Origin of the sequence: Clostridium sp. HGF2, assembly GCF_964240115.1 — a bacterium.
GTDB classification, from domain to species: Bacteria; Bacillota_I; Bacilli_A; order Erysipelotrichales; family Erysipelotrichaceae; genus Clostridium_AQ; species Clostridium_AQ innocuum.
Genome location: NZ_CAXSSO010000013.1, coordinates 58960 through 83677, shown reverse-complemented (window position 1 = coordinate 83677; position 24718 = coordinate 58960). Strand labels below are relative to the sequence as shown.

The following is a 24718-nucleotide window of genomic DNA, read 5'->3' as shown; positions in this document are numbered from 1 at the left end:
TCCTTAGAATTTATCGAAGTCCTCCTGTGTTGCAATTTGCTGGTATTTCACATCGTCGTTTGCCTTTTCCGTCCAGATGTCCATCGCCATTCCGATGGTCAGAAGGTCAAGGTCTCGGATAGAGATACCGATTTCTATGCAACGCAGGAGGAACAACGGTGTGGTCATTTCCCTGCTACTGCGATGAAGTTTTTTTTAGATTCGATTTCGGTCTGAAGATTCATGCCCCAGAGTTCGAGGATTTCAGGAAGCACCTCGTAGATGGAGAACATCTCGAATTCATCCAGCCAGTCCTCGATGGTGGCAGGGATGCTGTGGTCTGCATGGTAGGCCATGATATAGGCCACGTTCTCGAAAATCTCCAAGTCCTCAATCTCGAAGGAGGAACCATCATCCGAGTTGCTTTTGTAGGAAGACTCAAGACGTGAGAGGTCCTTGAAGATATCACGCTTGAACTTCATACGATAGAGTCTGGGGATAGTGGCGGAGGAACGGAACTTGACCTGTTTATCACCAATATCGATTGTTTTTTCTAACATGTCTTACGTCCTCCTTATCCTTCTGTCTTAGGCACCGGCACATAGACCTGCTGGTACCAGTTCTTATAGGTTTCTGCGTCAGTTTCATCACCGGTGCGGCTCTTTACAAGACCATCTTCTCTAGGGTCAGCAGTAAGCGTGAGCTTCTCCTTACCCGGCTCGATGGTATCTTCCTTGGTCTCAGACTCGATGGACGGACGAGAGGAAGTGCAGTTATAGAGCACATGACGGATGCTTCTGACATCGCCATCAAACTCGAAGAGCAATGCAAACTTCTCAAGCTCGGTGATGTTTGCCTTTTCAATAAGCACGCCATTGGTGTCCAGTTCTTCCTTCAGAATTTCTGTACGGAACCATTCAGGGATGAGTGCGATTTCCAAATCACCGCTGTAACCGTTGTTTGCAGTGGAACGGAAATATACGATACCGTCAGCATAGAACGGAGAGCTATCGCCCTCGGCATCCAAGCTGATGCTGACTGCGCCGGGGATAGCTTTCGGCTTTGCGTAGGTAAAGGAGCCGTCCTCGCCACGAGTGAGCTTGGCGGCATGAACATTTTTCAGGTTATATTTGACTTTATTACCCATGTTGATTAAACCTCCATTTCAAATGTGTAGAGGACTTCATAGAGCTTCTCGCTCTCAATCCAGACCTCTGTTTTGTTATAAAAAATGCCGTGCTCATCAAGCACAGCTTCCAGTGTTGCTTCCAATGCCGGGTCCTTACTATCACAGTAGAGCTCGATATGGACCTCATTGATTTTGTAGTAGACACGGCCATCTGCGGAGAAGTTATCACTTCCCGGAAGCAGGTAGCAGATGAAGGGTGGATTTGGCGACTCGCCCTCAGAAAAGTGGTCATAGGCAAAGGGCAGGGCCATCTCCGATAGGATTTGCAGTAATCTATCCATTTTTCAGACACCTCTCAATCTCAGATTCCAGTTCTTTGATACCGGCTTCCTCTGCAGGAGCGATATGGGAACGACCAGCCACACGGCCACCGCCACGCTTGGCATGACCAAATTCCAGAAGGTGGGCTAACTGATAGCGATTTCTGGAATACACCGTGACCTCCAGCGATTTGGAGGTTTCCTTGGTGTTCTTCACAGACCAGCTTTTGCTGTAGGCACCGGTGTCTTTTGGAGCAGAACCTTTGATTTGCTTCTTTACCGTATTACTGGCTTTTTTGACAGCTGCCTTCATATCTACTGTGGCGAGGTCTGCATATTCGGTCAGTTCCTTCATAACGGCATCAGCAAGGCCATCAATCTTAACTTTCTGGGCCATGTCATCGCCTCACTTTCTGGCAGGAGAGCTTGATGCATTTCCTCTTGAAATTCATGTGGTCTACAGCCAAGATGTCGTATAACTCGCTTCCAAACTGCACCCGGTATCCAGTAGAAGTAAGGGCTACAGCTTTCTTACAGTAGCGGATGGTGAAATCAATCTTAGAATCATCGACCACAAGACCGGCATCAGTGGATTCCTTTCCGGCTTCCGCACTAACAGTGGCATAGCAGGTGTAGTAGTCTTTCCAAGCGTTCTTTCGATTTCCGATGGCATCCGAGATGACCTCGTTTTTCTGGATGAAGATACGGACATTGAGTAGCTCGATATTCATCAGAAGGCCTCCTTTCTGGAACCGAAGAGAAGAGAGCGCAAAGTCAGTGTCAGAGCATGGTGGTCTGCTTCCTCACGGTGCTCGTAGAGATAGGCCACGGCATAATAGACTGCTGGCTTTGCGTTTTCGCTTTCTTCAAAGGCATCTTCATCTTGCCTTGTGATATCCATGCAGAGGCGTGTAGACGATGTGATGAGCGTTTCAATGAGGAAATCGTCATCGTCAAAGTCCACTCGGAGATACTGTTTCATTTCTTCTAAAGTGACAATCATCGTTATCGCCTCCTATCATAAAATGAGGCAGCGCCACCTGGAGATGACGCCGCCTTTATCCTTAGCCCTTAGAAGAACCAGTAACCTTCAGAATCTGAACAGCCTCCGGAAGGATGAGCTTACCATCGACACGCTCCTTGGCCACGAAGCCAATCATACCGTTACCTGCGAAGAGCTCAGTGAGCTGCTTGAAGGAACGGGTACCACGGTCACCGATGTTGTAGTAGCTGTAGTCACCGAAGGCCATCATGTTTGCAGGGCAAAACGGAGAAGTATAGACATTGTGCCCATGAGCTTGTCCGGCTCACCTGCGATGAGAGAAGGCTACCACATGAAAGCACCGTTGTTGTCCTTGAAAGTACGGATAGTTGCGATAGCTGCATCGTTCATGATAAAGGATGCATTCTTTCTGTAAGGACGCTTCAGTGCATAGATGAGCTCGATGACATCCTCCGGCTTCGGAGCAGTTACGGTCTTAGCAAGGGTACCGCCACCAGTCTCAGCGAAAAGGCCAAGAGGCTGACCGTTACCAGTACCGTTGAGGAAAGCATCCTCTTCAGCATTGGCGAGAGCCTTACCGAACTGGTCGATGATGTAGTTCTCAAGACCGAAGGCGTTATCATACAACAGTTCCTCGGTTACCTTGATAGCGACATGGAGCTTGTGGGCATCCAGCAAAATCTGGTCGAAGGTTGCATCCGTAAACTGGAGTGCGCCGCCTTCCTCAATCCATGCTGCAGCAGGCTTCGTCGCTGCGATGTTGATTTTGTGTTCGCCGGAAGTGGTAATCTTATGGCCCAGCTTACGCATGATGTTCTCTTCATTCAGAACATCGATAAGGCGATGGTCATATTCCTCCGGAACAAGGTAGCCGCCATCGGCATCGACTCCTTCCTGCAGGATGTTGGATACCTGACGGAAGTTGGTACGAAGTGCCTGAAGCATACCAGTCTTATATTCATCAGAAGCACGCCCGGTCTTTGCAGGCTTTTCAGCAGCAGTAACAGGCTTAGAAGTGAGAGGCTTGTTTACCGGCTTGTTAAGCTCTGCCTCCAATGCTTCCTGTCTTTCCAGACGAGCGATTTCCTTGCCAAGGTCAGCGATTTCCTGTTCCATTCTGGAGTAGGTTGCATCATCCTCGGCAGTAAGAGTACCTTTCTCGGTACGGTGAGAATCAAGGAATGCCTTTGCAGCATTCCATGCAGTGTTGCGCTTTTCACGCAGTTCTAAAATAGTCATAATCGAATACCTCCATTAAATGTGTTGTTTGATTAGGTCAAGACGCTCCATGAGTGTATCTACGGAGCGTTCCGGTGTTTCTGGTTTCTTGATGCGGCACTTGGCAGCCAGCTTATCCATAAGAGAGTTGGTCACTGCCGCACGAGAAAAGAGCATCGGACCAGCAGCGTTATTTTCTACCGGTGTTTCCGCTGGTCTTGTCAGGATTTCATCCGCAAAGCCCATATCAATGGCCGTATGTGCATCCATCCAAGTTTCTGCATCCATGAGATGGGAGAGCTTGGCACGACTCATACCAGTCTTGATTTCGTAGGCATTGATGATGGATTCCTTGACTTCATCTAGCATGGCGATAGCCTTCTGCATCTCAGTGGTGTCACCCATAGCTGCAGTCATCGGGTTATGAATCATGAGCATGGATACCGGAGATACCAGCACCTTTGTACCTGCCATAGCGATGACGGATGCAGCAGAGGCTGCGATGCCATCAATCTTTACGGTGACATTGCCGGGATACTCCATCATCATGTTGTAAATCTGGGCTGCGGCCACACAGTCGCCTCCCGGAGAGTTAATCCAAATGGTGATATCTCCGTTTCCGGCAAACAGCTCATCTCGAAAGAGCTTAGGTGTGACATCATCGTCAAACCAGCTTTCCTCTGCGATGGTGCCGTTTAGAAACAGCGTCCTCTCCAGTGTCTGCTCCTGCGTCTCCTGATTGGTCACCGTCTGATTCTTCCACTTCCAGAACTTTTTCATCGTTCTCGTCCTCCTTTCCGGCAGCAGTGGTCGCTGCGAATATTCCTGCACCCTCCAGCTTGGTCATGTTTCCATTGATGAGATATAAGTCACCACCAAGTTCCGGTGGGATGAGGTCTAGGTTTTCAAGTTCACGGATATCATTTGCCGACATCCAGCCGTTCTGTCTTGCAGTGGCGTAACCGTTCATACGGCTTTGATAATCGCCACGTAAGAGGCCGTCGACATTGAACTTTACAAAATAAGCAGCCTTCTCCGATTCGGATAGAAGGGCACGATTGATGGACTGTTCCCAACGGACAATCCAAGGTTCCAAGGTGTACTTCACAAATTCGAGAGATTGCTGCTCAATATTAGAAAAGCTCGATTTCTCTAGGTCACCGACCATATGGGGTGGCACTCTAAAGATTCGAGCTATTTCATCAATCTGAAATTTTCTGGTCTCCAAAAACTGCGCTTCATTCGGGGAGATGGAGATAGGCGTATATTTCATGCCTTCTTCCAAAACTGCCACCTTATGAAAATTGTTCCCAGAAAAGCCTTTGGTCCAGCTTTCTCTGACAGCTTCCGGATTTTTTACGGTACCGGGATACTCCAGAATGCCTCCCGGTGTGGCTCCGTTTGCAAAGAATTTAGCACCATATTCCTCCGTAGCAATGGCAAGACCGATAGCGTTCTTCGCCATAGCAATGGGAGAGTAACCGACCAGACCATCAAAGCCAAGACCCGGAACATGGAGCACATCCGACGGTTTCAGGATGACCGTTCCATTTTTCATGGTAGGTGCATCGGAGTCCTGCATCTGATATTGGTAGTAGAGGTGACCTTTATCGTCACGGTCTACGCTCATTCGATTGGCCATCAGCGGATAGAGAGCGACGACTTCACCCTTGCCATTTCGGATAATCTGCGCATAGGCATTTCCATAAAGGAGCAGGTGTGTCATCAAGGTCTCACGGAAGACAAAGGAGGTCATTTCCGGATTTGGCTCATCGTGTATTAATCGATATAATGGATGCTTGATAGCTTTTTCTTTGCTGCCAGAGTCCGTGTATTTATAGACATGGACCGGAAGCCCAGCGATGGACTCCGAAAGAATCCTGACGCAAGCATAGACTGCAGTCATCTGCATGGCGCTTCGTTCATTGACGGTTTTGCCGGAGTTGCTTCCACCAAAGAGAAAGCGGTAGGCACTGCCGTTTGTACTGTTGGAGGGCTTGTCTCTTGAGTGAAACAGTCCTGATAAGAATCCCATAAATATTCCTTTCTGCCGCAAAGGGCGTATAAAATTCAAAGTTTTGTCATAAAATATTCTATGCAAATGCTTGCAATCGCAAGCAAAAGCGAATATAATAAAGAAAAAGGAGGCGATATTATGGCAAATACATCTGCTGTTTATGCAAGAATAGATACCAATCTCAAGGATAATGCTGAGAGCATTCTTTCTCAGCTTGGCATTTCTCCATCCAGTGCAATTCAGATGCTTTATAGCCAGATTGTACTGAAGAAGGGTATGCCATTTGAACTGAAACTTCCTTCTTCTAAGCCATTAGCTGTTGGTACAATGACCAGAGAACAGCTTGATGCAGAACTCCAGAAGGGTGTTGATTCCATCAAAGCAGGAAAGGTATATTCTGCAGATGAAGTCGATGCGGCACTTGCAAAGGAGTTTGGCATATGACAGATAGCTATAAAGTCGGCTATTCTGTAGATGCGCTTGACGACTTACGTGAGATCTATTCGTACATTGCGAATGAACTCCTTGTTCCAGAAACTGCTACCGCTCAGCTGGGCTGCATCCGAAAAGAGGTTCGTTCATTGGATTTCATGCCAGCTCGTTATGCGTTAGTTGACTGGGAGCCTTGGCATTCGATGAAAATGCATCAGCTTCCTGTAGACAACTTTATTGTGTACTACCTTGTTGACGACGAGGAAAGGGCAGTTACAGTAGCTCGAATATTCTACGGTGGCCGTGATATTGAAGGAATCATAAATTCAAATAAATAAACAGTAATGGAGTTTTTGAGTAAAAACAAGAGCTCCATTTTTATATAAACAAAATTCCTCTGTCGTCGTAGACAGAAGCACCGGTATTATTTCCACAGCGGATAGCACGGTCGAGTCCCATGATAGTAGCGACAGCACCGTCATTTTCTCTGTGGATTTTTCTTTGTCAGCTTTTACATTACCTGCTGGGTCGGTACGGATATAGATGTTATCCATCATCCAGCGGAGTACCGGATGTCCACCGTGGGCCAGCTTTTGCTCCAGCGTCAGTTTCATGAGTTCCTTGGTCGGTGGGGACATATCCTTAAATCCCTGACCGAAAGGAACAACGGTAAAGCCCATACCCTCAAGATTCTGTACCATCTGGACAGCTCCCCAGCGGTCAAAGGCAATTTCTCTAATATTGAAGCGTTCTCCAAGTCGCTCGATGAATTTCTCTATGTAACCGTAATGGACGACATTTCCTTCGGTGGTCTTCAGAAAGCCTTGTCGTTCCCAGACGTCGTAAGGGACATGGTCTCGTCGGACTCGAAGCTCCAGCGTATCTTCCGGTATCCAAAAGTACGGAAGAATACAGAACTTATCATCCTCGTCCAACGGAGGAAATACCAGCACGAAGGCTGTAATATCCGTTGTGGAAGAAAGGTCCAGACCACCGTAGCAAACACGGCCTTCCAGCGCTTCTTCATCAACCTTGAAAGAGCAAGCATCCCATTTCTCCATTGGCATCCAGCGGACAGCCTGCTTGACCCATTGATTGAGCCTGAGCTGTCTAAAGGAGTTCTCCTCACCGGGATTCTGCTTGGCAGATTCACAGGCAGCTTCGACTTTATCGATACCGACTGTAATACCGAGAGAAGGGTTTGCTTTCTTCCAGACCTCTGGGTCCGTCCAGTCATCGGTTTCATCGGCACCGTAGATGACAGGATAGAAGGTCGAGTCAATCTTTCTGCCTTCTAGGATATCCTTAGCTTTCTGGTGAGTTTCATAGCAGATGCTGTTGGTGTCTGTTCCGGCAGTCGTAATAAGGAAGTAGAGTGGCTGTGTTCTGGCATCACCAGAGCCCTTGGTCATAACATCAAAGAGTTTTCGATTCGGCTGAGTGTGCAGCTCATCAAAAACAACTCCGTGAATGTTGAAGCCGTGTTTGGAGTAGGCTTCTGCGGATAGTACCTGATAGAAGCTGTTGGTCGGTTGGTAGACGATACGCTTCTGGGAAGCGAGGATTTTGACTCGTCTATTCAGTGCAGGACACATACGCACCATATCAGCAGCTACGTCAAAAACGATAGTTGCCTGCTGGCGGTCAGCTGCACATCCATAAACTTCAGCTCGTTCTTCACCATCACCACAGGTAAGGAGCAGGGCGACGGCAGCAGCAAGCTCGGACTTTCCCATTTTCTTAGGAATTTCTACATAGGCAGTATTGAACTGGCGATAGCCATTTGGCTTTAAGGTTCCGAAGATATCTCTGATAATCTGTTCCTGCCAGTCTATGAGCTCAAAGGGTTTACCGGCCCATGTGCCTTTGGTATGGCAGAGACACTCAATAAAATTGACTGCGTAATCCGCCATCTGTTTACTATAGGTGGAGTCCGCATCCATGAAGCGTGTCGGTGTGTAGTTTTCAAGTTTACGCAAATGTATGCGCCTCCTTTCGCAGAAATAAAAATAGCCGCCCGGTGGCGACGTCTATAAGGAGGAACAGCCCCATCCGGGACCGTCCTGCCTGATATTCTTTTCAGGTGGTTAGTTGTGTTCGTTCAGAAGAATGCAAAGCGCCATTTCTGCTTCTTTGCAGGTTGGTTTGATGTCCCAGCCTCTGTCGTAGTTGGCAATCCACTCGCCGTCCACCTTCAGGCTGAGTTTGGAAATCTTACCTCCGTTGATGCCGTAGTCTTCACTTGGCTCATCAAAGTGCTTGACCCAGTATTTAACCTTCTTGTATTCTCCGTCCTTTGTTGGGATTCCGATGATTCCTTCTTTCCACATTTGTTTGTCCTCCTTGTGTGTTTCTTTCCTTTTGGTAGTACTATATATCGCTCTAAAGGCACATAATAGCAAGTCAATTCGAGCCATATAGTACACAAATATCTGTAGGAAAATCTGTGAATCTAGTAGAATTGTTAGATATCAAAGTGAGGGATTTTTTGGAGCGTATTGCCTATAGAAACTTCATAGTATGATCCACAATCTCTACACATATTAGCCTTTGTCCAAGGACCCTCGAAGATAACATAAGTCGTGGAAGTGCCATCTTCAAAAGTGATTAATAAACAGTCGGCTGTTTTAATCGTCCATCCAGGGTTAAGTTCTTCATAATATTTTTTATCTGACTCTGATAGGAGAGAATTAAGTATTTTATAATTCATATACATGATTCCTTTCTTAAGAGAATTTATGCGATTTATGCAAGTGCATGCATAATAATTGGAGAATCAGATCCTGCATAATAAAGTGCGCGTATCGTGTTATAATTAATCCATTCCTCAGCATCTGTTTCTTCAAAGCCTTCTTCTTCAACGAGCCATCTAACCATTTTATCGTAATCATAGATGGCGCGGTTGTCCTCTGTGACTCCGATTAAAGCGTCATCGTAAGAGTAATCAGTTAAAAGTTTTATGCGACTAATATCATAATCAGCTAATTTATCAAAGCTCGTCATATATAGTGTTTCCTTTCTCAATAAAATTATCGAAACATAAATTGTGTGTCATCATCAATCCAGAGGTGCATGTCACTAGCAGTTAGTATTGCGTGATCGGAGTGAACTTCAGTGATGATCCCTTGTGTGATGCTGTCCCCATCAAATTCATGTGTTTCATAAATAGTTACTCTTCCTATATCCCAATTTCTCCAGTCTTTTCTGATGGTGTCACCATTAATATTTTTTTCTACAAAAGTTAGCAGAGCAAGTAGACGTTCTACCTTTTGATGTTCGTCAAATTCAGACACACTAATGGAATAGTAGAGAGCTTCTGAATCTGGTTCATAAAACAAACGAAAATAATTTAATGCATCGTTACGTGTTTTGAATTCGTATGTTTTGATCCTCATTTTTTCACGACATTTAAATATAACGAAGTATCGATTATTCATTTGTGACCTCCTTACAGCGGTCAACGCCGTAAATGACGTTGAGTCCTGAGCCATTGTCCCAAGCTACCATGATGCTTCCGGTATCGTCGACACCAATGACGGTGCCACGTGTGCCCACCGGAGGGGCCTGTGCGTCGTCCATCTGGACCAGCTCCACACGGGTGCCTGTTGGAGAAAGGCGGCGCTGTCTGGCCACCTGTTCCTTACTTGGAAATCGCATGGCCTTCACCTCCTTTGAATGCGCTATTGCCCGGAAGATATCTCATCAGGATTTTGCGGTCTGTTTTGTATTCATCACCGATGAAGCCGAGGCGGAGAAGGAAGCAGCGGAAAGCGTAGCGTTCGTTGTCGGCCGGCTTTACAGTAGCGCTGATTCGTTTCTGCTCCTTGCTCATTTTGCAAAGGGCTGCAATCAGTGCACTGTAGGCGTGGACTTCATCCGGTTCAGGAAGTTCTTTGAACCAAGGGAAGGAAATGCTGTCCTCGTTCAATTCAAATCGCAGGTCCTCGATGTGAAGAGCATGCTTGATGAGAGAGCCTTTGGCATCCAGAAGATTGGTGAGGTTTCCAACTTTGACCTTATCTAGCGGAATGGTAATGGTAAGGCCGGTTTCTTCCGTAGGTGCCGCTTCCTGTACCTCAGCCGGGTGGAAGTCTGTCTCTTCTGGACGATAGCCGCCTGCATCCAAGAGGGTGAGAAGCTCGTCGAATTCTTCCTTGGTTATTGTGTCCGGGCTTTCAATGTTTCCTTCTCGTGTCAGAAGAAGGTCACCAATCTGGTAACCATAGGAAGGGGCTCTCAGGTATTTCGGTTTGGTGTTCTTGTACTCGCCAAGCAGGGCTGCAAGCGGCTTTCTTTCGGTTACGTTTAAGATGATATTCATGTAGGTATCCTCCTTTGTTTTGGTAGTACATATATCACTCTGAAGGCACATAATAGCAAGCGATATCGGAGAAAAATATCGACAAATATGTGCTTTCTGAATTGTGTACTCTACCTACTTACAAAAGAGTGGCATCCTCAGCTTTCGGTGCGATTTCATCATAGGAATAGGTCAAGCAATCACGGATGACGGAGACCTTTGCAGAGGAACCGACCTGCTCAATGTAGCGCTTGACGATGACATCGCAGAACTTTTCATCCAGCTCGATGGTATGGCAGATACGACCGGTCTGTTCACAGGCGATAAGCGTGCTGCCGGAACCACCAAATGGGTCAAGGACCAGAGAATTGGTCATGCTGGAATTCATAATCGGATAAGCCAGAAGAGGGATAGGCTTCATGGTCGGATGGTCGCCGTTCTTCTTAGGCTTATCAAATTCCCAGATAGTCGTTTCCTTGCGTCCGGTATACCACTGATGCTTGCCGGATTTCTTCCACCCGAAGAGGCAAGGCTCATGCATCCACTGGTAAGGGCTACGTCCGAGGACAAGGGACTGCTTTTTCCAGATGCAGCAGCCAGAAAGGTAGAAACCAGCATCAGCAAATGCTCTGCGGAAATTAAGGCCCTCGGTGTCTGCATGAAAGACGTAGATAGAAGCGTCATCTGCCATTGACTCGTACATGCGAGTGTAGGCATCCAGTAGGAACTGATAGAAAGCACTGTTTTCCATATTGTCGTTCTTAATCTTACCGGCGCTTCCTTCGTAATTGACATTGTACGGAGGGTCCGTCACGACCAGATTTGCCAGCTTACCATTCATCAGAAGCTCATAGGTCTCAGGATTTGTGGAATCACCACAGACCAGACGGTGGTCACCAAGAAGCCACAGGTCACCAGCCTTGGAGAAGGTAGGTTTTGCAAGCTCGGCATCCACATCGAAGTCATCATCCTGAACACCTTTCTTCGTATCTTCTCTAAACAGGTCCTCTAGTTCTTCCGGCTCAAAACCGGTAAGGGAGACATCGAAGTCTGCACCCTGCAGGTCAGCAATGAGGAGGGCCAACTTGTCGTTATCCCATTCACCGCTGATTTTGTTAAGTGCAACATTCAGAGCTTTTTCTTTCTCTTCATCCATTTCGACGATGACGCATTCCACTTCGGTGATGCCCATATCGATGAGAACCTTCAGTCTCTGATGACCACCAACGACACGAGAAGTGGTGGCGTTCCAGATGACCGGCTCTACATATCCGAACTGCTCGATGGAGCGTTTCAGTTTTTCATATTCTTTGTCACCGGGCTTCAAATCCTTACGAGGATTATAATCCGCAGGAAGAAGCTGCGAGACGTTTTTCTTTTCGATCTGCATGGTATCCCTCCTTAGAACAATCCCCATTCAGCGAACTTTTCAAATCCGCCGATGGATTTTATATATTCCGCAGCGATAGCCACCAGCTCACTGTAGGGATGACCATCAATGGTGTTATCACCGATAGCGCAGCAGATGGTTACCGGTTCACCAGTTTCCTGAGCTCTTAGGAAAGCGTAGATGTTGAGCGTGACATCTGCCTTTGACAGGTCCTTCCCGTGAAGGCCACCGCCAGTAACGGAGTCAGCCATATCACTTCCGAGCTTTCTGTTGGTAGCACCGCTGTCTACATCAATGCCGCCGGTCCAGTCACCGAGCGGATTGACCTCAGCATGCGGATATTTCTGTTTTAGTTCCGAAGTAGCTGCGTGGCTCTGACAGAGGATGAGTCTTGCTTCATCGAGAATGTACTTTCCATCAAAGGGATAGACACTGTAGATTTCTCTGGCAATCTTCGAGATTTCCTTCTGTTCCTCTGTAAGCGGCATGCCTTTGAAGATGCCGTTATCACCGCAGCGGATGTCCTTGGCCTGATTCTCAGCAAGGTGGACATCCTGCGGAACAATCTGAATGAACACACGAATGCCGGGAGCAAGACGCTCTACGATAAAAGCGACATCCGTCTTATCGATTGGAGCAGAGGTTTCGATAACGACATGACCGTAGCCATGTCCGATGAGAACCTCGACAGCGATTTTGGGAGCATCATCTGTTTTATAAGCAAGGTCGACGATGGCTCCGGCAATCCTGTCTGCAATCTTATCCGGATGCGCTGGATTTACTTTTTCAATCATAGTTAATTTCCTTTCCGTGCCAGTAGGAGGCGCTCCATCACATCATCCTGTGGAGTAGCGCCATTATATTCGGTGGCACAATTCTCTTTTACAATTTGGTATATCTCCATCCAGAGACGATTGGTCTGGCTCATGAAGTTCTGACTCATGGCCACATAGGGAGACTGGATAGCATTGCCGGTCGTCGGATGTTTTGCAAGGAATCCAAACTCTGTGATAGCTTCCTCACATTGAATCCAACGAGCAACACTCATGGCGTAGCGCTCCAAAAGCTCCGGAGAGACGAGAGCAGCGCAGCCACGTTCATGCAGCCAGTTCCATGTTTTCTTGTAGACATCTGCAGCAACGAGCTTTTTGCCGTTCTTTTGCTTAGCAGATAACATCTTGGATGGTTTGGGCATCGGCTGACCTTCTAAATCGACGGTGCTGTCTGTAAAGTCGATGACAGTCAACTCACGTTTGCCCGGATTTCCCTCAGCGATTCTCTCAGCTAAGGGCTTTTTCTTGGCTCCAGCGCCGATACGAGCGCCGCCACGGTTGGTACCGTCCTTAGCCATTTTTTACACCTCCAGTTCAGGGGCCTATATACCCCGTTTGAAATTGCGACTTTGTGCGTGAGACCCCACGCCCGTTCCCCGGTGACTTCACCGTAGAGAAGTGGACCGCCCCTACCGGTTGTGCCAACGGTCGCCGTGTTCCGCATGAATCTTGGCATGGCAGGATTTGCAAAGAGCCATCAAGTTCTCTCTATCATGCGTGCCGCCTTGGGAGAGGGGCTTCACATGGTGTATCTGCTCGGTTGGTGTGTAGACACCGTTCTCAAGGCACCTCTCACAAAGAGGGTGGGCAGCAGCATAGCTGTCACGGATACGTTTCCATGCACGTCCGTAGCGACGTTTGGTATTTGGGTCTCGGTCGTACTTCTCGTAGCGTTTGGCTTCCTTCTTTTCATGCTCCGGACAGAAGCGTCCGTCTGTCAGATTAGGGCAGCCGGGATAGGAGCAGGGACGTTTTGGTTTTATTGGCATCGTATTCCTCCTACCGTTTGGGTATAAGAAAAGCCCTGCAGGACTCGTCCCACAAGGCTTTCTGCGATTCTCACTTTCGCTAGTATAATAATATCAGAAGAGCTTAGTGTCTTTCTATGTCATTTCATGTCCACCTTCATAGGAAGCAGGAACTTTTACTTCTTCCAGTGCCTTTCCATGAAGTTTGTGGATGTAACGAAGCTCATATCCCATATCAACAGCAATCTGCTCCCATGTGATAAAGCAGAGGTAGCGTTCCTCAAGCAAGGTCTGGTATTCTGTATTGCCGACCTGTTTGATAACCTCTACGATTTCCTTCTTTAACGCCACCAGCTCCACAACGTCTTTGCTGATTTCATTCTCCAGCTCGATGATGTCAAGAATGGCGGATTCCATTCGAGAGCCCTCACGGTTAGGGCTCTTTGGCATATCGGAGTAGGACGGTGTGCAACGGGTGGCTAATTCATTTAAGGAATCTATCTGTAACAGTTTGCTTTTGATTCTATTATCCAAGTAGCGTGCTTGAGATAAGTATTCTTTTGCAGTCATTGATTGGTACCTCCGAAAAAATAGATTTCCCTCGGATTGGCACGGATTGTCGTATTTTGTCAAAGATTGTCATAGGTTTGCTTTTACCGCATCGATAAGGGCATTCTGGGTCAGTTCCTTTTTGGAGAGAGCCTTTAAGATGCGCTCATCGATGGTTCCTTTTGTGATGATGTGTTCTATCACCACTGTTCCGGAAGTCTGGCCCTGTCTCCAGAGACGGGCGTTGGTCTGCTGATATAATTCCAGTGACCATGTCAGCCCGAACCAGATGAGAGTGAAACCACCAGCCTGCAGGTTGAGTCCATGACCGGCAGAGGCCGGGTGGATGACTGCGACCGGTATCTTTCCGGCATTCCAGTCGGTGATGTCCTTACTGAATTTTATTTCTCTCACATCGAAGCGTTTCTTGATACGGGAGAGGTCGTGCTTGAACCAGTAAGCCACAAGGACCGGTTTGCCGTTTGCAGATTCGATGATATCTTCCAGAGCATCCAGCTTTCTATCATGGAACTCGATGGTGTCACCGGTATCCGAATAAATGGCACCGTTGGCAAGCTGGGATAACTTTCCGGTGAGAGAAGCAGCATTTGCAGCAGTGATTTCACCATCAGGGAGCTCCAACACCAACTCCTGTTTTAATTCCTCATATCGGGTCACTTCATCGTCGGATAAATGGACCTCGTATTCGGAGGAGATGAGCTTTGGCATGTTCAGGTGGTCTGTTGATTTCATGGAGATGGTGATATCGGAAATTTGGCTATAGATGCGTTCCTCGGCATAGGGCTGCGGCTTATAGGAATAGATAATCTGACCATTTCTCTTGTCCGGCACAAAGTAGTTGTTTCGGTACTCGGTAATGAAGCGTCCGAGGCGTTTTCCTAAATCCAGCAGTCGGAACTCGGCCCATAAATCCATAAGACCGTTGGAAGATGGTGTTCCAGTCAGGCCGATGATGCGCTTGACGCTTGGTCTCACCTTTAGCAGGGACTTGAACCTCTTGGAATTGTGATTCTTGAAGGAAGAGAGCTCGTCGATGATTACCATATCGTAGTCAAAAGGAAAGCCGCTGGACTCAATGAGCCACTGCAGGTTTTCTCTGTTGATGATGGTGATGTCTGCACCTGCCATCAAAGCTGCTTTTCGCTCTTTTGGCGTTCCCACACAGACAGCGAAGGTCAAATGCTTCAGATGCTGCCATTTCCTGATTTCTGCAGGCCATGTATCTCTGGCTACTCGAAGTGGGGCGACTACCAGAATGCGATGGGCCTCAAAGCTGTCGAACAGCAGGTCTGCGATGGCAGTCAGGGAGATGACTGTTTTTCCAAGACCCATATCGAGCAGGACTGCTGCCACAGGATGTGTCTCAATATAATCGATGGCGTAGGCCTGATAATCATGAGGTTCGAAGTTCATCAATCATCCCTCCAATCTGCTCGATGCTATCAATCACATACACACGAAAGCCCAGAGAGCGAAGGAGCCTGTGACGTGCTTTTTGCAATGGACGTGGGGATTCTCCCGGCGCCTTTAATTCTGCAAAGGCAAACTTCCCATCAGGTAATAAGATAAGGCGGTCGGGCATCCCTGCGAAAGAGGGAGACACGAACTTCGGTGCGATACCACCAGCCTTTTTTACTGCGGTTGTCAATTTCTTTTCTATCGTTTTTTCTAACATACTTGTCCTCCATCAGGCCGTTAATTTGAAGATGTGCAAGGTGTATCAATGGTATTTTCCATACTTTTTCTTATTGATATTTTTATAGGCCTAAGAAAAGTTTTATATAACACATTGATACACCTTGTCATTAGTGGCCTTAATTCATAAAATCCTCGTCTGCGCCAGTGTCCTCACGTAAGCGCAGACCCTTAAAGTAACGCTTTCTGCTCACGGTGATTCGCTCAAAGCCAGCCTTCTCCAGAGCAAAGTAGAAGTCAGCCGTACTGCGCACATACTCGTTGCAGTCCAGAGAATAGTTGCGGTAGGCCTGATAAAGAGAAGATGAGCTTTCTTTATAGGACGGGGCGACCTCGCATTTATCTGCAAGGAAGTGACCGAACCAGTCGTTCTGACTGCGGTATTCATCAATGGCTTTCTGCACTAGGTCCGGCACGGGAATCTGGTAATCAGACTCGATGACCTTCTTGGCACCTTCGATGACCCACGCCAAAATGCTGCCACCAGCGTTGTCGTAAAGGTACTCGCTATAATTCTTGATGTCGCTGCTGCCGGTAATCTTGGCATTGAACGGGATGACGATAAGTCGTCTCCAGATGCCATCATCGGATGCAGAGACACGAGGTAGATGGTTGGTGTAAAGCACCAGCGTGTGGCAAGGCTTGAAGGAAAACGGGTCCTTGTATTTCTTTTCTGCAAAGACATCATCGGTGGAGCAGAGCTGCTTGACGGTGGAATCGTTCAGACGAGCACCTTCCTGCATCTCGGCAGCAATGAGGAGCCTTTTACCCTTGACCTCAGCCATTTCCGGCTTGATGTTCCTGCGGCATCCGACGGTGAGCGTATCTGCAGAAATGTTACCGGAGTAAAGACCGAGCACTCTGGAGATAGCATTCCAGAAGGTGGACTTACCATTGCGTCCATCACCGTAGGCAATGATGAGCGCCTCCACATAGACCTTGCCGATAGCAGCCAGACCACAAATCATCTGAACGTAATCGATGAGTTCTTGATTGCCCTGAAAGATGAGGTCAAGGCAGTCCAGCCAAATTTGCTGGCCCTTGTAGTTCGGTGACACCGATGTAATTTTGGTAATGAAATCCTCTGGCAGGTGTTCTCTGGCACCAGCCATTCCTTTACGCAGGTCATAGGTTGCTTCCGGTGTACACATGGCGAAGCAATCGGCATCAAGGTCACGAGGTGAGATTTCCAGCATCGGACGAGACTCCTTAAGCGTAGAAGTAATGTTCTTGGAGTCCCTGCGCTTTACAGCAAACTGCTGATATGCCTTTGCAACCAGAAATTCCTGATAGGCTTCCAGCTGGTTCTCGTTCATCAGCTGCTCTGCTTTGTTCTTTGTCATGGAATCAAGCAGAGACTGTGCACCGGAGTTTTTCAGCTTATCGAGTGCTTCGAGCATATCGTTACCAGCTTCCTTCAACTGCCTTCTGGTAAGCTCGTGAGCCACAGCCTGCGCACCCGGTTCGGATTCCTGCCAGTAATGGTCAGAGTATCGGATAAAGTGAGTTGCCGGAGAGTAGCGAAGCTCACCGGAGAAGTATTTGGCTAATACCTCAGCCTGTCCGACATCGGAAAAGTCACCCGGTTTGTAACAGGAAGGGTCGTTATATACTTCCGGTGCAATGTAGCCATCCTGTTGGGAGAGTCTTGCATAAAAGCGCTGGGCACTGTGCCAGATGGTGGCAAGCTCGGATGCCTCCAGCGGAGGTACGCATTTAGCGGATTCTTCAATAAATGCCTGATATGCCTTGTCGCTATCTCCGTATTTCTTGATGACACGACCGGCAAAACGGGACATGGTGGCATTGCGGCTTCCTTCGGGAATAGAAGCGCCGTCGTATTGACCGTCCGGTAAATCTTCATCGAACAGGTCCTCATCCAAGAACTCAGTCAGATTCATGCGGCCCGGATAAAGGGCAACATCTGCAGTGGTCGTTCCAAAGAAGAATCGTGCGGCATCCAGTGCCTGTGTATCGAAATACGGGAAGATAGAATTGACCAGCTTCTTCATATCGCTGTAAAGAGAGGCGTCCGATACATATTTGATTGGAAACAGGACATGGAACTTCGGCCTTGCTGCTTTACCGTTTTTCTCACGATTGTTGTAGCGGCTATAGTGGATAGCAAAGCTGACATCCGGAAAGGCCTGCATGATATCGTCGGGAGTGACCCAGTCATCCGAGTTCTCAGAGTGGTCGTTATCGCAATCCACAGGAAGGCAGTCGCTGCCGATAAAGTTATCGCCATTGCGGTAGCTGTTTTTATATTCGGCGCAGACATAGTCATGGCAGATGGCAGCTTTAAGGCTGTCCTCATCTAAAATGACATGCTTATGCGGATAGGAGCAGTTACCGGGATTGCCGGTAAAGTCTGCAGAATAAATGGTGAACATTAGTCATACACCTCCTTGGATTCCTCTTCCAGAACCTTGGTGATAAATTTCAAAGCTCGAATCATGGTCTCCAGCTCGCAGTCACCACCGAGGCAGACTTCAAAACCGTTACTGCCGCAGCGAGTGGTATAGCTATGAATTTCCATGTCCGTGCAGGCTGCATCCTGAATACGGAAATAAGTGCGGCCACCATGACCGGTATCACCACCACGATAGCCGGTGGTTCCTGCTTCGGCCTCTAAAATGTTGCAGCTGACGACATCTCTGCTATAGGTCGTGATTTCGGTTCCGTCTTTTAATATTCTTGAATTTTCTTTTACTTCGTACATGTGTTAAACCTCCTCAAGATTCTCAGTGAAATAGCGCAGGCGGTAGTTCTTCCACTTGGCTCGTTTGATTTCTGCTTCCATGCCGGAAGAGATATGACTTCCAAAGACCCAGACCTCAGAACATTTGCTCATGATGGCATTTCCGAAGAAAAGACCGAGTTCACGTTCCTTCTGGTCGGTATCATTCAAAAACTGTGGAAACAGCAGGTGTGGTGCGATGGGGATATATCCTTGTTCCACTGCAAAGCGGCTGTAGGCCCTGGCAGCAGCTACGTTCTTTTCGATGTCTCCGGCAAAGGGAGAGCAGATATATACGATTGGTCTGAAAGCACGCAGTGCACGGGTCTCACTTTCGATAGAAGAAAGTGCACTGTAAGCAGTAGGGTCAGGATAGCCTTCGCTGTTGTATTTGCTGATTGACACGTCAGGTTCCTCCTCCCCGGATGGACATAAAAAGGACGCCCATCTCTAATATCCACTGGAGATGAACGTCCCATTTTGACGAAAAACAGAAATGAAATTTTCTATCTCCACTACTAAATGGAGATGAGTTTGCCGTTTGGCCGAAAAAATCTAATCTTTTTTATAAAAAGGTGTCGCATAGCCATCAGCTCTTAAAAGTAGTCCCTTGGCCCAAGGTGGAGTACGACCCATTTGTTCACAGACTGAATCTAAGGACATGCGATGGTCCGCTTCAATGACCACTTCATCGTGAATGTGCATGACAATGGAGCAGTAGCGGAGTGTCTGCATGGCATAGCAGAGAATATCACGGGCCGTTGCCTGCACGATGTTCTCGACAAATTTCGGGCCATAGGAATCGAGGCGTTCCCACTTCTTGGTGCCGCCGACACCTTCGTAGGTGATGCACTGGCCACCGAACTTATTCGTTCCAATCTTCGGTTTCACATATGCGAGCTTTCTTCCCGATGGGAGAGTAATAAAGAGCATGCCACTCCTGCAGGAGAAGGTCAGACCATAGTCGGATGTGGTGTGCTTGAACTTTACGGCTTCCATGACAGCTCGGTCCACATCCCACCAGAATTTGACGATGTTCGGGTTGGACTGCCTCCATGCATCGACCAGTGGTGGGAGTTCCTTTTCAGTGAGCCCCATATCCAGTGCACCCATAGCTTTTAAGGCCCCGACCGAACCTCCGTAGCCGAGGGCAAGTTCAGCAATTTTGCCTTTTTGTCTGAGGTGGCCATTGATGCCGTGCTTCTCAACAGGGACCTTGAACATCTGGCTGGCAGAGGCGCAGTAGATATCGCCGCCCTTGGCAAAGACATCTTGACGCCACTTTTCACCGGCAAATCATGCGATGACACGGGCTTCGATAGCAGAAAAGTCAGCCACCAGAAACTGAGTGCCTTCTCTGGGAATGAAAGCAGTACGGATAAGCTGGGAAAGTGTATCCGGTACATCTTCGTAGAGAAGCTCCACAGCTTCAAAGTTACCTGAGCGCACCAGAGAGCGAGCCTCTGCAAGGTCCGAAAGATGGTTTTGCGGTAGGTTCTGCAGCTGGATATTGCGACCGGAGAATCTGCCGGTTCGATTGGCACCATAAAACTGGAACATGCCACGGGCACGACCATCAGCGCAAACGGTTTTTTCCATCGCCTGATATTTGCGGACAGATGACTTGGCCAGCTGCTGCCTTAAGGTGAGAACCTGCGAGAGCTTCGGAGGAGCAGACTTTAGGAGCTCTGCTACAGCCTTCTTGCCAAGGGTATCTGTTTCCAGACCATTGTCAGAAAGCCAAGCCTTCATCTGCTGGACGGAGTTAGGATTCTCCAGCTCCGTGATTTTCTTCATGGTTTCGGTCAGTTCCGTTCTGGAGCGAGTATCCATTTCTATGGCAGCAGCAACAAGCTCCATGTCTAAACGTACACCACGGTCGTTGATTTCTTGGTCCATGTGGTATTCATCCCAGACCTGAACTGGTACCGGAAACTTTGCAAGACGCTGCTGGATACCCATTTCGGTCTCTACATCACGAATATTATATTTTTTGAACATGGCCCATTTGTCCGGAGCATGGAAGGGGTGATTCCTTGTACGCTGCCCATTGGTTTTCGTGGGAGCACAAGGCTGGCAGAAATATTTGATGAGGTCTTTTCCTTCTGAGAGCTTCTGCTTTTCCAGACCCAGAACAGCGCCAACACCTTCCAAGGAGAGTGGGAGTCCCATCGTGGCGGCCCATATCATGGAGCAACGCCAGCTTTCCGGCTCCAGATATTCTCCGGTCGGATAACCTAAGAAGCGAGAGAGGCAGATACGTTCAAAGGTAGCGTTGAAGGCCCACTTGATGACAGCTTCATCCTCCAAGGCAAGGAGGACCTCTTTTGGAATCTGTTCTCCGCAGGCAAGGTCGATAACCTGAACGGGCTGGCTGTCTACACTGTAGGCAAAGAGTAAGATTTCAAAATTGTGAGACTCTACATAGCGATAGACACCGGTCTTCTGAAGAGGTACATCGCTGTAGGTCTCGATATCAATACTGAGTGTTTTCATGAGGTTGTCCTTTCTACAAAACAGGCAACAGAGAAATCCCTGCCGCCTGCCGTGTTACTGTTTATCTTTATTGGATTTGTATTTATTGATGTCACGGCGGATATGGTATACCGCATAGCGGATAAGGTAGAGAATGACTTTCCCTACGTTGTAGATGATGAAACCGTATACCGCTACCAAAAAGGTATAGGCGATGACATTGCCAATAAAGAGATTCAATGTTTCTACAAATTCATTCATAGATTGTCTCCTTTTGTCGAAAAATGTCGATGGCGGCAGTGGGGGGGCCGCCGCCATCGGGTTGATAGATTACTTAAAGTCCTTCATGCGCTTCTCATGGTATTCGAGGTCACGCTTGTCCTTTTTCTGTTAACGCTTTTCACGCTTGTGGTCATTGATGATGCTCTGAATGATAGAGACTGCAGTAGCAAGTCCCACACAAGCGAAACAGCCGATACAGATGTTTACAAGAATCGTACTAATCATGATTGTCTCCATAGTTTGTCACCTCCACTAATCAAGGAAATTATCATCGTCATCAGTTGCGAAGTCGGATTCAGCAGATGCCTTACCACCAAGAGGCTCGCCATCACGAATCTTCTGCAGATTGTTAAGGCCGCAGGCGATGCCCTTATTACCAGAGCTGTTGAAAGCATAGAAGCTGATGCTGGCACGACCGTAGACTCCGGAGTAAACCTCAGAACGAGTAAGGATAGGATTGCGGTCTGCATCCACGATGCCCGGTGCAGAGGTTGCATTGGCATTCACAAAGTAGCTGCCAGAGTATGCAGGGTCATCCGGTCTCTCAAGGTCTCCGTCACGAAGAGGAGTCTTAAGTACGGAAAGCGCCGGTACGGACTTGCCGTTGCCCTTGAGCTTGGATTCGCCTTCACGGTAGGCTGCTTCGATAGCCGCTTCAATCTTAGCGACAGTTTTGGTGTCAGACTTCGGGATAATCAGGCTGACACTGTACTTCGGAGTGCCGCCGTTGATGGATTTTGGTTCCCAGACGTTGGCGTAGCTCCAGCGTGTGTTAGGACCAGTGATAACCTTCATGGGATTTGTCATTCTTACATTTTTACTCATTGTCGTATTCCTCCATAAAATCATTTTTTGCTGTATCCATTGCCGGGCGCTTATCGCTCTCCGGCACAAGGGTAGGTTTGCCTTGTGGCTTTTCGATATAGGCTGCAAGGAGCTCTTCGAAGCGAGACTTACCGAGCAGCTTTTGCATGGCTGTGATACCAAGCAGTTTTTTTTCGTAAGGGTCAAAACCAGCAGCTTCGACAGCTTTCGACACGGCGTCTTCACTGGTGTATCTGCGGTTGGAGCGACCCTCGACCAGTTTCCAGCCGGTCCATTCTTTACCGCTGATTGCCTGTTGGAGTGCATACTCCTTGATGTCACCTGCCCAAGAGACCAGCTCGTCGATACGGGAGAGGATGACTTCAATTTCCGAATCCGTGAGCAGTGGCGGCAGCTTGAAATCGTGCTGTGCGAGTAGAAGATTGGCTTCAGCTCTAGCTCGGCATTCATGCTTTGCTTTACAGAATCCGCACCATTCACCACACAGGAAGTTTCCGGCCCCGGCAAAGGCAAGGTCTGCGGTAGGCTTCAGAACTTCATCGGCCCACTGATACAAGTCATCCTTGCTGACCTCGTAGGTGGAAACGTTCTGACGTCTAGGCTGGTAGATAGTCATGCTAACCGTATCGATGTCGTAGATGTCATCGAAGAGTTCCAGTGCGCCAAGGGCGTAGCACTTCATCTGCGGATTGTTCTCAGCGGATACGAGAATTCCAAGACCGTGTTTATAGTCAATCACGTGCATGGTACCGTCGCTGATGAGAATGGCATCCGAGGTTCCGAAGCCTTGTTCCACCCAGCGAGAGAAGTCCACTTGCTGTTCAATCAGAACAACAGGGTCAGAGCAGGTCTGTTTGGTCTCTTCCAAAAGCTCCATGATGAAGCTGGCATAGCCGGTGGCACAATCCTCCATCTCAGCGTTGTACCAGTCGAGATTCTCGGTAGGGTCTGTAGATTCCATTCCGAGAGCCTTGCGGAGCTTGTACTCACAAAGGGAGTGGGCATCTGTGCCTTCTGCAGCATAGTTGCTGCCTTTATCCTCATAGGTTTCGCAGAGTCTTGCTGACGGTGGGCAGTGGAGCCAGCGGTCAGAAGAGGATGCGGAGAGGATTGCATGTCCTTTAGGTGGCATATTAGAGCACCTCCACTTCCCTAAGCAGGGCTTCATAATGTTTCGGGTCTACGAGTGACAACTTGCTTGCACCGTACTTTTTAAGAAGCTCTCGAATTTCAGCTGTATGCCCGGCACGAGATTTATCAGCCAGAACAGCTCGAACTTCCTCAAGGGTCAATGCAGTTTTCGCAGGAGCAGCAGGGGCTTCTGCTTTTTCGGCAACTTCGGATGCTCCTCCAAACTGCTGTGCGAGCCAGTTTGCTACATCGTTAATAGCAGCGGCAGCATTTCTCAGCTCTTCGATGGTCATAGCCATATCGCTCATTTTTAACATTTTCTGTTCCTCCTTCCTCGGATTGTTTGTGTGCGGCGATGATTCTGAGATTCTTCGCCATTCTTGCGGATACCTGACTGATTGCAGTGAGAGTAGCAATCACTTCTGCGTCAGTGCCGCTTTGGTTGTGAAAAGTCTGTTTCACGATGTTCACCTCGCTTTCTGTAGGTCGCTTTGTTTCGCCTTACACTACTCAATGGAGGTGAGATTGCCGTTTGGCCGAAAAAATATAAAAAAGTTTTTGAAAAGAAAAATCGTCCCCTGAAAAATCAGAGGACGACCATTCATATTAGATGTAGTCCTTAAGCTCGGAGCGGAGCTTCTGGAACAGTTTGTCCCTGCGATATACGAATGTATTACGAGAGAGGCCCATTTCCTTGCCACAATCACGTTCCGATTTTCCTTCCATAATAAGCTGGCAGATAAGGCGGCCTTCCGGGTCCAGCTCGTTCAGCTTTGCGTAGAGGGCATTAAGAAGCTCTGCATCCTCTAACACTTCAGCGATAGCTGCAGATTCATCTGGTACATCGTCAAGCCAGCTCTTTTCATTCCCGTCACCATCGCTCACGGTGTTATCGAGGGAAAGCTGGTCGCCAGCCTTGGCATAAGGACAGGTTAAGCAATCCATGTCGCATAAGTAGCGCTTGTTCGCAGGGCAGACACAGCGGCCATGTTCCTGCTGACGCTTACGGTAGGCGTTGATTTCACGGTAGTAGTTCGTATAGAACTCCTTGTTGACATCCACCCAGCTCTTGGATTCCTTAATGTAGATACGATACTCTTTACTCTGATTTACTTTGTTTGCCATAACTTTTACCTCCGTTGGCTTCATTTGCGAAGCGGAGATAACCGTTATGGCTGCCAGTGTTTTTCATAAGATGGTCACCTCGTGCGGATCACTCCGCTTCTTTCCGGTGACCAGCCGTTCGTAAGCTGGCACTCTATTCAACTTTGTTTTCATATATCAATTACGAACACACCACGTGGCCACGAAGATGGTGAATTGATATATGAGTCCATATCACGCTATAGAAATTTGATAAAAGTTAAATATGTCCATAACGCAAATTTGAAATTTGACAAACGGACATACA

General features: G+C 48.0%; 34 protein-coding genes and 3 pseudogenes. 2 read left to right on the top strand and 35 right to left on the bottom strand.

Annotated elements, in window-relative coordinates; translation table 11 throughout:
- Positions 1 to 3: 3 nt before the first annotated feature.
- From ACESPQ_RS18390 to ACESPQ_RS18345, 10 genes and pseudogenes are all read right to left on the bottom strand, one after another.
- Positions 4 to 168, bottom strand: coding sequence for a hypothetical protein (locus ACESPQ_RS18390; protein WP_181392553.1), 165 nt, complete (start codon positions 166 to 168; stop codon positions 4 to 6).
- Positions 165 to 539, bottom strand: a complete 375-nt coding sequence (locus ACESPQ_RS18385) for a hypothetical protein (protein WP_109771054.1) — start codon at positions 537 to 539, stop codon at positions 165 to 167. Before ACESPQ_RS18385 ends, ACESPQ_RS18390 begins: the two co-directional genes overlap by 4 nt.
- 14 nt (positions 540 to 553) lie before the next feature.
- The gene (locus ACESPQ_RS18380; RefSeq protein WP_109771055.1) at positions 554 to 1126 is read right to left on the bottom strand and encodes a major tail protein; all 573 of its coding nucleotides are present in this window, start codon (positions 1124 to 1126) and stop codon (positions 554 to 556) included.
- Positions 1127 to 1131: 5 nt separating this feature from the next.
- A complete protein-coding gene (locus ACESPQ_RS18375) occupies positions 1132 to 1449 on the bottom strand; it encodes a hypothetical protein (protein WP_109771056.1) in 318 nt (105 codons plus the stop codon).
- The gene (locus ACESPQ_RS18370) at positions 1442 to 1825 is read right to left on the bottom strand and encodes an HK97 gp10 family phage protein (protein WP_109771057.1); all 384 of its coding nucleotides are present in this window, start codon (positions 1823 to 1825) and stop codon (positions 1442 to 1444) included. Before ACESPQ_RS18370 ends, ACESPQ_RS18375 begins: the two co-directional genes overlap by 8 nt.
- Before the next feature lies 1 nt (position 1826).
- Complete coding sequence (locus ACESPQ_RS18365) at positions 1827 to 2159, bottom strand: phage head closure protein (protein ID WP_109771058.1); 333 nt, start codon at positions 2157 to 2159, stop codon at positions 1827 to 1829.
- On the bottom strand, positions 2159 to 2431 hold the full coding sequence (locus tag ACESPQ_RS18360; protein WP_109771059.1) for a head-tail connector protein: 273 nt from the start codon (positions 2429 to 2431) through the stop codon (positions 2159 to 2161). The genes ACESPQ_RS18365 and ACESPQ_RS18360 overlap by 1 nt, the downstream gene beginning before the upstream one ends.
- Positions 2432 to 2492: 61 nt before the next feature.
- Positions 2493 to 3670 (bottom strand): annotated as a pseudogene (locus tag ACESPQ_RS18355) (phage major capsid protein).
- Positions 3671 to 3685: 15 nt separating this feature from the next.
- Complete coding sequence (locus ACESPQ_RS18350; RefSeq protein WP_146198634.1) at positions 3686 to 4429, bottom strand: head maturation protease, ClpP-related; 744 nt, start codon at positions 4427 to 4429, stop codon at positions 3686 to 3688.
- Positions 4314 to 5684, bottom strand: coding sequence for a phage portal protein (locus tag ACESPQ_RS18345; RefSeq protein ID WP_373144695.1), 1371 nt, complete (start codon positions 5682 to 5684; stop codon positions 4314 to 4316). The genes ACESPQ_RS18350 and ACESPQ_RS18345 overlap by 116 nt, the downstream gene beginning before the upstream one ends.
- A gap of 120 nt (positions 5685 to 5804) precedes the next feature.
- On the opposite strand from ACESPQ_RS18345, the gene ACESPQ_RS18340 reads away from it, so the two are divergent.
- Together ACESPQ_RS18340 and ACESPQ_RS18335 are read left to right on the top strand one after the other, a co-directional pair.
- Positions 5805 to 6110 carry a type II toxin-antitoxin system RelB/DinJ family antitoxin gene (locus ACESPQ_RS18340; protein WP_109771061.1) on the top strand — a complete coding sequence of 102 codons (306 nt, stop codon included), beginning with the start codon at positions 5805 to 5807 and terminating at the stop codon, positions 6108 to 6110.
- Positions 6107 to 6436, top strand: a complete 330-nt coding sequence (locus tag ACESPQ_RS18335) for a type II toxin-antitoxin system RelE/ParE family toxin (protein WP_109771062.1) — start codon at positions 6107 to 6109, stop codon at positions 6434 to 6436. The genes ACESPQ_RS18340 and ACESPQ_RS18335 overlap by 4 nt, the downstream gene beginning before the upstream one ends.
- A 40-nt stretch (positions 6437 to 6476) precedes the next feature.
- Here ACESPQ_RS18335 and ACESPQ_RS18330 read toward each other — a convergent pair.
- The 25 genes and pseudogenes from ACESPQ_RS18330 to ACESPQ_RS18210 all read right to left on the bottom strand — a co-directional run bounded on the left by ACESPQ_RS18330 (position 6477) and on the right by ACESPQ_RS18210 (position 24432).
- Positions 6477 to 8077 (bottom strand): annotated as a pseudogene (locus ACESPQ_RS18330) (terminase large subunit).
- Between the two features lie 108 nt (positions 8078 to 8185).
- Positions 8186 to 8428 (bottom strand): DUF7678 domain-containing protein, encoded by a 243-nt coding sequence (locus tag ACESPQ_RS18325; protein WP_373144692.1) that lies wholly within the window; start codon positions 8426 to 8428, stop codon positions 8186 to 8188.
- Between the two features lie 134 nt (positions 8429 to 8562).
- Positions 8563 to 8808: a hypothetical protein gene (locus ACESPQ_RS18320; protein WP_109771064.1), complete on the bottom strand. Its 246-nt coding sequence runs from the start codon at positions 8806 to 8808 to the stop codon at positions 8563 to 8565.
- A 35-nt stretch (positions 8809 to 8843) separates the two neighbouring features.
- Positions 8844 to 9101 (bottom strand): hypothetical protein, encoded by a 258-nt coding sequence (locus ACESPQ_RS18315; protein ID WP_109771065.1) that lies wholly within the window; start codon positions 9099 to 9101, stop codon positions 8844 to 8846.
- 26 nt (positions 9102 to 9127) lie between these two features.
- Entirely contained in the window at positions 9128 to 9535 is a 408-nt protein-coding gene (locus ACESPQ_RS18310) for a hypothetical protein (protein ID WP_109771066.1), read from the bottom strand.
- Positions 9528 to 9755, bottom strand: coding sequence for a DUF4314 domain-containing protein (locus tag ACESPQ_RS18305; RefSeq protein ID WP_109771067.1), 228 nt, complete (start codon positions 9753 to 9755; stop codon positions 9528 to 9530). Before ACESPQ_RS18305 ends, ACESPQ_RS18310 begins: the two co-directional genes overlap by 8 nt.
- Complete coding sequence (locus ACESPQ_RS18300; protein WP_109771068.1) at positions 9739 to 10419, bottom strand: virulence; 681 nt, start codon at positions 10417 to 10419, stop codon at positions 9739 to 9741. Before ACESPQ_RS18300 ends, ACESPQ_RS18305 begins: the two co-directional genes overlap by 17 nt.
- A gap of 118 nt (positions 10420 to 10537) precedes the next feature.
- Positions 10538 to 11788 carry a site-specific DNA-methyltransferase gene (locus tag ACESPQ_RS18295; RefSeq protein ID WP_109771069.1) on the bottom strand — a complete coding sequence of 417 codons (1251 nt, stop codon included), beginning with the start codon at positions 11786 to 11788 and terminating at the stop codon, positions 10538 to 10540.
- An 11-nt stretch (positions 11789 to 11799) separates the two neighbouring features.
- Positions 11800 to 12582: an S-adenosylmethionine synthetase N-terminal domain-containing protein gene (locus ACESPQ_RS18290; protein WP_109771070.1), complete on the bottom strand. Its 783-nt coding sequence runs from the start codon at positions 12580 to 12582 to the stop codon at positions 11800 to 11802.
- A gap of 2 nt (positions 12583 to 12584) precedes the next feature.
- Complete coding sequence (locus ACESPQ_RS18285) at positions 12585 to 13139, bottom strand: P27 family phage terminase small subunit (RefSeq protein ID WP_109771071.1); 555 nt, start codon at positions 13137 to 13139, stop codon at positions 12585 to 12587.
- A 111-nt stretch (positions 13140 to 13250) separates the two neighbouring features.
- Positions 13251 to 13610: an HNH endonuclease gene (locus ACESPQ_RS18280; RefSeq protein WP_373144688.1), complete on the bottom strand. Its 360-nt coding sequence runs from the start codon at positions 13608 to 13610 to the stop codon at positions 13251 to 13253.
- Positions 13611 to 13724: 114 nt separating this feature from the next.
- A complete protein-coding gene (locus tag ACESPQ_RS18275) occupies positions 13725 to 14006 on the bottom strand; it encodes a DUF1492 domain-containing protein (protein WP_373144686.1) in 282 nt (93 codons plus the stop codon).
- A 222-nt stretch (positions 14007 to 14228) separates the two neighbouring features.
- On the bottom strand, positions 14229 to 15572 hold the full coding sequence (locus ACESPQ_RS18270) for a DEAD/DEAH box helicase (RefSeq protein WP_109771074.1): 1344 nt from the start codon (positions 15570 to 15572) through the stop codon (positions 14229 to 14231).
- Entirely contained in the window at positions 15553 to 15834 is a 282-nt protein-coding gene (locus ACESPQ_RS18265) for a VRR-NUC domain-containing protein (protein WP_074748517.1), read from the bottom strand. Before ACESPQ_RS18265 ends, ACESPQ_RS18270 begins: the two co-directional genes overlap by 20 nt.
- 139 nt (positions 15835 to 15973) lie before the next feature.
- Entirely contained in the window at positions 15974 to 18247 is a 2274-nt protein-coding gene (locus tag ACESPQ_RS18260; RefSeq protein WP_109771075.1) for a phage/plasmid primase, P4 family, read from the bottom strand.
- The gene (locus tag ACESPQ_RS18255) at positions 18247 to 18576 is read right to left on the bottom strand and encodes a hypothetical protein (protein WP_109771076.1); all 330 of its coding nucleotides are present in this window, start codon (positions 18574 to 18576) and stop codon (positions 18247 to 18249) included. Before ACESPQ_RS18255 ends, ACESPQ_RS18260 begins: the two co-directional genes overlap by 1 nt.
- A gap of 3 nt (positions 18577 to 18579) precedes the next feature.
- Positions 18580 to 18999 carry a DUF4406 domain-containing protein gene (locus ACESPQ_RS18250; protein WP_109771077.1) on the bottom strand — a complete coding sequence of 140 codons (420 nt, stop codon included), beginning with the start codon at positions 18997 to 18999 and terminating at the stop codon, positions 18580 to 18582.
- Between the two features lie 150 nt (positions 19000 to 19149).
- A pseudogene (locus ACESPQ_RS18245) lies at positions 19150 to 21090 on the bottom strand (DNA polymerase).
- A 54-nt stretch (positions 21091 to 21144) separates the two neighbouring features.
- On the bottom strand, positions 21145 to 21330 hold the full coding sequence (locus ACESPQ_RS18240; protein WP_109771078.1) for a hypothetical protein: 186 nt from the start codon (positions 21328 to 21330) through the stop codon (positions 21145 to 21147).
- A gap of 129 nt (positions 21331 to 21459) precedes the next feature.
- A complete protein-coding gene (locus ACESPQ_RS18235) occupies positions 21460 to 21588 on the bottom strand; it encodes a hypothetical protein (RefSeq protein ID WP_258291435.1) in 129 nt (42 codons plus the stop codon).
- Positions 21589 to 21603: 15 nt separating this feature from the next.
- Complete coding sequence (locus ACESPQ_RS18230) at positions 21604 to 22176, bottom strand: DUF2815 family protein (protein ID WP_109771079.1); 573 nt, start codon at positions 22174 to 22176, stop codon at positions 21604 to 21606.
- Positions 22169 to 23308, bottom strand: a complete 1140-nt coding sequence (locus ACESPQ_RS18225) for a DUF2800 domain-containing protein (protein WP_109771080.1) — start codon at positions 23306 to 23308, stop codon at positions 22169 to 22171. The genes ACESPQ_RS18230 and ACESPQ_RS18225 overlap by 8 nt, the downstream gene beginning before the upstream one ends.
- Before the next feature lies 1 nt (position 23309).
- Positions 23310 to 23624 (bottom strand): DNA ligase, encoded by a 315-nt coding sequence (locus ACESPQ_RS18220; protein WP_373144683.1) that lies wholly within the window; start codon positions 23622 to 23624, stop codon positions 23310 to 23312.
- On the bottom strand, positions 23560 to 23769 hold the full coding sequence (locus ACESPQ_RS18215) for a hypothetical protein (RefSeq protein ID WP_181392554.1): 210 nt from the start codon (positions 23767 to 23769) through the stop codon (positions 23560 to 23562). The genes ACESPQ_RS18220 and ACESPQ_RS18215 overlap by 65 nt, the downstream gene beginning before the upstream one ends.
- A 144-nt stretch (positions 23770 to 23913) precedes the next feature.
- Entirely contained in the window at positions 23914 to 24432 is a 519-nt protein-coding gene (locus tag ACESPQ_RS18210) for an RNA polymerase sigma factor (protein WP_109771082.1), read from the bottom strand.
- Positions 24433 to 24718 lie beyond the last annotated feature (286 nt).

Excerpts from the sequence above, each read along its gene's own strand:
- ACESPQ_RS18390 (WP_181392553.1), bottom strand. The coding sequence starts at position 168 with ATGACCACACCGTTGTTCCTCCTGCGTTGCATAGAAATCGGTATCTCT.
- ACESPQ_RS18385 (WP_109771054.1), bottom strand. The coding sequence starts at position 539 with ATGTTAGAAAAAACAATCGATATTGGTGATAAACAGGTCAAGTTCCGT.
- ACESPQ_RS18380 (WP_109771055.1), bottom strand. The coding sequence starts at position 1,126 with ATGGGTAATAAAGTCAAATATAACCTGAAAAATGTTCATGCCGCCAAG.
- ACESPQ_RS18375 (WP_109771056.1), bottom strand. The coding sequence starts at position 1,449 with ATGGATAGATTACTGCAAATCCTATCGGAGATGGCCCTGCCCTTTGCC.
- ACESPQ_RS18370 (WP_109771057.1), bottom strand. The coding sequence starts at position 1,825 with ATGGCCCAGAAAGTTAAGATTGATGGCCTTGCTGATGCCGTTATGAAG.
- ACESPQ_RS18365 (WP_109771058.1), bottom strand. The coding sequence starts at position 2,159 with ATGAATATCGAGCTACTCAATGTCCGTATCTTCATCCAGAAAAACGAG.
- ACESPQ_RS18360 (WP_109771059.1), bottom strand. The coding sequence starts at position 2,431 with ATGATTGTCACTTTAGAAGAAATGAAACAGTATCTCCGAGTGGACTTT.
- ACESPQ_RS18350 (WP_146198634.1), bottom strand. The coding sequence starts at position 4,429 with ATGAAAAAGTTCTGGAAGTGGAAGAATCAGACGGTGACCAATCAGGAG.
- ACESPQ_RS18345 (WP_373144695.1), bottom strand. The coding sequence starts at position 5,684 with ATGGGATTCTTATCAGGACTGTTTCACTCAAGAGACAAGCCCTCCAAC.
- ACESPQ_RS18340 (WP_109771061.1), top strand. The coding sequence starts at position 5,805 with ATGGCAAATACATCTGCTGTTTATGCAAGAATAGATACCAATCTCAAG.
- ACESPQ_RS18335 (WP_109771062.1), top strand. The coding sequence starts at position 6,107 with ATGACAGATAGCTATAAAGTCGGCTATTCTGTAGATGCGCTTGACGAC.
- ACESPQ_RS18325 (WP_373144692.1), bottom strand. The coding sequence starts at position 8,428 with ATGTGGAAAGAAGGAATCATCGGAATCCCAACAAAGGACGGAGAATAC.
- ACESPQ_RS18320 (WP_109771064.1), bottom strand. The coding sequence starts at position 8,808 with ATGAATTATAAAATACTTAATTCTCTCCTATCAGAGTCAGATAAAAAA.
- ACESPQ_RS18315 (WP_109771065.1), bottom strand. The coding sequence starts at position 9,101 with ATGACGAGCTTTGATAAATTAGCTGATTATGATATTAGTCGCATAAAA.
- ACESPQ_RS18310 (WP_109771066.1), bottom strand. The coding sequence starts at position 9,535 with ATGAATAATCGATACTTCGTTATATTTAAATGTCGTGAAAAAATGAGG.
- ACESPQ_RS18305 (WP_109771067.1), bottom strand. The coding sequence starts at position 9,755 with ATGCGATTTCCAAGTAAGGAACAGGTGGCCAGACAGCGCCGCCTTTCT.
- ACESPQ_RS18300 (WP_109771068.1), bottom strand. The coding sequence starts at position 10,419 with ATGAATATCATCTTAAACGTAACCGAAAGAAAGCCGCTTGCAGCCCTG.
- ACESPQ_RS18295 (WP_109771069.1), bottom strand. The coding sequence starts at position 11,788 with ATGCAGATCGAAAAGAAAAACGTCTCGCAGCTTCTTCCTGCGGATTAT.
- ACESPQ_RS18290 (WP_109771070.1), bottom strand. The coding sequence starts at position 12,582 with ATGATTGAAAAAGTAAATCCAGCGCATCCGGATAAGATTGCAGACAGG.
- ACESPQ_RS18285 (WP_109771071.1), bottom strand. The coding sequence starts at position 13,139 with ATGGCTAAGGACGGTACCAACCGTGGCGGCGCTCGTATCGGCGCTGGA.
- ACESPQ_RS18280 (WP_373144688.1), bottom strand. The coding sequence starts at position 13,610 with ATGCCAATAAAACCAAAACGTCCCTGCTCCTATCCCGGCTGCCCTAAT.
- ACESPQ_RS18275 (WP_373144686.1), bottom strand. The coding sequence starts at position 14,006 with ATGGAATCCGCCATTCTTGACATCATCGAGCTGGAGAATGAAATCAGC.
- ACESPQ_RS18270 (WP_109771074.1), bottom strand. The coding sequence starts at position 15,572 with ATGAACTTCGAACCTCATGATTATCAGGCCTACGCCATCGATTATATT.
- ACESPQ_RS18265 (WP_074748517.1), bottom strand. The coding sequence starts at position 15,834 with ATGTTAGAAAAAACGATAGAAAAGAAATTGACAACCGCAGTAAAAAAG.
- ACESPQ_RS18260 (WP_109771075.1), bottom strand. The coding sequence starts at position 18,247 with ATGTTCACCATTTATTCTGCAGACTTTACCGGCAATCCCGGTAACTGC.
- ACESPQ_RS18255 (WP_109771076.1), bottom strand. The coding sequence starts at position 18,576 with ATGTACGAAGTAAAAGAAAATTCAAGAATATTAAAAGACGGAACCGAA.
- ACESPQ_RS18240 (WP_109771078.1), bottom strand. The coding sequence starts at position 21,330 with ATGAATGAATTTGTAGAAACATTGAATCTCTTTATTGGCAATGTCATC.
- ACESPQ_RS18235 (WP_258291435.1), bottom strand. The coding sequence starts at position 21,588 with ATGGAGACAATCATGATTAGTACGATTCTTGTAAACATCTGTATCGGC.
- ACESPQ_RS18230 (WP_109771079.1), bottom strand. The coding sequence starts at position 22,176 with ATGAGTAAAAATGTAAGAATGACAAATCCCATGAAGGTTATCACTGGT.
- ACESPQ_RS18225 (WP_109771080.1), bottom strand. The coding sequence starts at position 23,308 with ATGCCACCTAAAGGACATGCAATCCTCTCCGCATCCTCTTCTGACCGC.
- ACESPQ_RS18220 (WP_373144683.1), bottom strand. The coding sequence starts at position 23,624 with ATGTTAAAAATGAGCGATATGGCTATGACCATCGAAGAGCTGAGAAAT.
- ACESPQ_RS18210 (WP_109771082.1), bottom strand. The coding sequence starts at position 24,432 with ATGGCAAACAAAGTAAATCAGAGTAAAGAGTATCGTATCTACATTAAG.